Origin of the sequence: Streptomyces bambusae (assembly GCF_019400985.1) — a bacterium.
Classification (GTDB): domain Bacteria; phylum Actinomycetota; class Actinomycetes; order Streptomycetales; family Streptomycetaceae; genus Streptomyces; species Streptomyces bambusae_A.
The window spans coordinates 1-3,697 of sequence record NZ_WTFF01000490.1 but is presented as its reverse complement, the minus strand read 5'-3'; the positions used below and the strand labels follow the sequence as shown (position 1 = coordinate 3,697).

Below are 3,697 nucleotides of genomic sequence, written 5' to 3'. Positions count from 1 at the left end.
GTGCTGAGGCCGGGCAGGCCTAGGGCGGTGCTGCGGCCGGGCGCGGTGAGGGTGGTTCCGCGGGCACGGGCCGTTCCACGGGCGTGGGCCGTTCCGCCGGCACGGGCCGTTTCGCCGGCGTGGGCCGTTCCGCGGGCGCGGGCGGTTCCGCCGGCAAGGGCGGTTCCCCGGGCACCGGACGTTCCGCCGGCAAGCGCGGTTCCGCTTCCGCGGGCAGGGGCGCGGGCGCGGGCGTGGGAGCGGGCAGGGGCCGTACCGCACCCGCCGGCCGCCCTTCCTGGGTGCTCGTCGTCCCCGCCATCGCCGCCGCCGCGCTCGCCGTCCTGCCGCTCGGCTACCTCGGCGTACGGGCCCTCGAACGCGGCCCCGCCTTCGCCTGGGACGTGGTCGCCGACCCCCGCACCGGCGAACTCCTGCTGCGCAGCCTCGGCCTGACCGCCGTGGTCGTCGCCGCCTGCCTGGTCCTCGGCGTCTCCCTCGCCTGGCTGACCGTACGGACCGCCCTGCCCGGGGCCCGGGCCTGGTCGGTGCTGGTCACGCTCCCGCTGGCCGTGCCCAGCTACGTCACCGCCTTCGCCTGGCTGTCCGTGGCCCCGTCCCTCGCCGGCTTCACCGGATCCGCCCTGGCACTGACCCTGGCGAGCTTCCCGTACGTCTTCCTGCCCGTCGCCGCCGCCCTGCGCGGCATCGACCCCGGGCACGAGGAGGTCGCCCGCTCCCTCGGGCACGGCCCGCTGCGCACCTTCCTGCGGGTCACCCTGCCCCAGCTGCGGCCCGCCGCGGCCGGCGGCGCCCTCCTCGTCGCGCTGTACGTGCTCTCGGACTTCGGCGCCGTCTCGCTCATGCGGTACGACACCTTCACCCGCGGCATCTACACCTCCTACCGGGCCAGCTTCGACCGCACCCCGGCCGCCGCGCTCGGCGTCGTACTCGTCCTCATGACCGTGGCGCTCGTCGCCGCCGAGCACCGCACCCGGGGCCGCGCCGGGTACGCCCGTACCGGCACCGGCACCGCCCGGCGCGCCGTCCCCGCCCCGCTCGGCCGGCTCACCCCGGCCGCCCTCGGCTGGTGCACGGCCGTCGTCGCGGCCGCCGTCGCCTTCCCGCTGGGCACCCTCGGCTACTGGCTCTCCGTCGGCACCTCCGCCACCTGGGACCCCGCCACCCTCTCCAGCACCGCCCTCACCACACTCGGCGTCGCCGCGGCCGGCGCCGCCGTCACCACCCTGCTCGCCCTGCCGGTCGGGGTCATCGCCGCCCGCCACCGCGGCCGGGCCGCCACCCTCCTCGAACAGGCCGCGTACGCCGGCCACGCCGTGCCCGGCATCACCGTCGCGCTCGCCCTGGTCTTCTTCGCCGTCCGCTACGTGCGGCCGCTGTACCAGGAGACCCCGCTGCTCGTCTGCGCGTACGCCGTGCTGTTCCTGCCCGTCGCCGTGGCCGCCACCCGGGCCGCAGTGCTCCAGGCGCCGCCCGTCCTCGACGACGTCGCCCGGTCCCTGGGCCGTACCTCCTTCGGCGTGCTGCGCGAGGTCACCGTGCCGCTCGCCGCCCGCGGCGTGGCCGCCGGCGCGGCCCTCACCTTCGTCGTCTGCATGAAGGAACTGCCCGCCACCCTGCTGCTCCGCCCCACCGGCATGGACACCCTGGCCACCCGGCTGTGGACGGAGACCGGCAGCGGATCGTTCGCCGCGGCCGCGCCCTACGCCGCCGCGCTGATCCTGCTGGCCGCCGTCCCCTCGTACCTCCTCGGAAGGCACCGCACATGACCGATCGCCAGACGGGCACACTCGACGTCAGCGGCGTGGTCAAGGCCTACGGCCCCGGCGCACCGGTGCTCGACGGCCTCGACCTCACCGTGCCCGGCGGATCGCTCGCCGCCGTCCTCGGTCCCTCGGGCTGCGGCAAGACCACCCTGCTGCGCGTCATCGCCGGCTTCCTGAAGCCCGACGCCGGCACCGTCACCGTCGCCGGCCGCCTCCTCGCCGGCCCCGGCACCCACCTGCCGCCCGAGCGGCGCCGGATCGGCATCGTCCCCCAGGAGGGCGCGCTCTTCCCGCACCTGAGCGTCGCCCGCAACGTCGCCTTCGGCCTGACGGGCAGTGACCGGGCCGCCCGGCGCGCCCGCGTCGAGGAGATGCTGGAGCTGGTCGGGCTGGCCGGCTACGGCCCGCGCATGCCGCACGAACTCTCCGGCGGCCAGCAGCAGCGCGTCGCCCTGGCCCGCGCCCTCGCCCCCGGACCCGATCTCGTCCTGCTCGACGAGCCGTTCAGCGCCCTCGACACCAGCCTGCGCGAGACCGTACGGGCCGAGGTACGCGCCCTGCTCCGGGACAGCGGCGCCACCGCCCTGCTGGTCACCCACGACCAGCAGGAGGCCCTCTCCACCGCTGACCTCGTCGCCGTCCTCAACGAGGGCCGGGTCGCCCAATGCGCCGAGCCCGAGGAGCTCTACCACCGCCCGGCCGACCCCTGGGTCGCCTCCTTCGTCGGCGACGCCGTCTTCGTCCCGGCCACCGCGGAGGACTCCACCGCCACCACCCCCCTCGGCCGCATCCCGCTGGCCGTTCCCGCCGGCCGCCGCGAGGGGCTCCTGCTGCTGCGCCCCGAGCAGCTGCGCCTGACCACCCCGGCGCAGGCGGCCGCCGAGGGCACGGTCACGGAGGTCCGCTTCCACGGCCACGACGCCCTGCTGACCGTCACCGTCGACGGCCTCCCCGACCCGCTGGCCGTACGCACCCCGGGCCCGGTCCCGGCCCGCCCGGGCGAACGCGTGGGGCTGGTGGTGGAGGGCGAGGCGACGCTGCACGGGCGGGGGTGACCGCGGCGGGGGCGCTGGACCCGGTTCGGCCGTGGCCGCGGTCGTGGTCGCGGCTTCGACTCCGTACGCGTACGCGTCCTCGCTCGCGCTCGCGCTCGTGGTCAGGTAGTGGTCGTCGTCGTGCCCGATGCCCGGCCGCGGACCTTGATGCGCAGGCGGCGGACCTTGATGTGCAGGTAGAGGTCGCCCGTGGAACCGGACAGCGCACCCACGTTCCCCTTGCCGGGGACCCGGAGCCGGTCCCCCTGCCGCACCCCGCCCCGGACCGCCACCTTGACGGTCTCGCGCGCCTCGGCCACCCCGTGCCCGGCGCAGCCCGGGCACGGGGTCGGCGTGACCGCGCCCAGGCCCAGGCAGCGCAGGCAGTGGTCGAGCCCGCGTACGTACCCGGCGCCGCGGCACGGCTCGCACCGGTACCAGGCGGCGGTGCGCCGGCGCTCCGCGGGAATGCCCTCGCCCCGGCACTGCCCGCAGGTGACCAGCCGGGTCGTGGTGACCTCCCGCACCCCGCCGGCCAGCGCCCGCCGCGGCCACAGCGTCAGCGTCCGGTGCGTGTCCGCGCCGGGCCGGTGCCGGTTCGGCGGGCGCAGCTCCAGGAACCGCCGGCGGGAGCGCAGCGCCCGCCGGTACTCCGGGCCGTCCTCCACGGTCGTGTCGGCCGTGGTGGCGCCGACCCCGCGGAAGGTGACGGTCAGATAGAGGTCGCCCGGCAGGCCGCCGCGCCGGCCCGGCTCCCCCTTGCCGGTGAGCCGCAGCCGCTGACCCTCCGCCACCCCGGCGGGCACCCGGACGTCCAGGGTGTACGGGACCCGGCCGGCGTCGCAGGCGGGGCACGGCGTCGCGGGCAGCGCCGTACGCCCGCGGCAGCCCGGGCAC

3 protein-coding genes are annotated in these 3,697 nt (G+C 77.5%); 2 read left to right on the top strand and 1 reads right to left on the bottom strand.

Annotated features, from left to right (window positions below):
• Nucleotides 1-233 precede the first annotated feature (233 nt).
• The gene (locus GPJ59_RS34535) at nt 234-1,769 is read left to right on the top strand and encodes an ABC transporter permease (RefSeq protein ID WP_219671968.1); all 1,536 of its coding nucleotides are present in this window, start codon (nt 234-236) and stop codon (nt 1,767-1,769) included.
• Nucleotides 1,766-2,821: an ABC transporter ATP-binding protein gene (locus GPJ59_RS34530; RefSeq protein ID WP_219671966.1), complete on the top strand. Its 1,056-nt coding sequence runs from the start codon at nt 1,766-1,768 to the stop codon at nt 2,819-2,821. The genes GPJ59_RS34535 and GPJ59_RS34530 overlap by 4 nt, the downstream gene beginning before the upstream one ends.
• Nucleotides 2,822-2,922: 101 nt before the next feature.
• Here GPJ59_RS34530 and GPJ59_RS34525 read toward each other — a convergent pair.
• The coding region (locus tag GPJ59_RS34525) for a DnaJ C-terminal domain-containing protein (RefSeq protein ID WP_308120650.1) at nt 2,923-3,697 on the bottom strand (775 nt) is incomplete at its 5' end.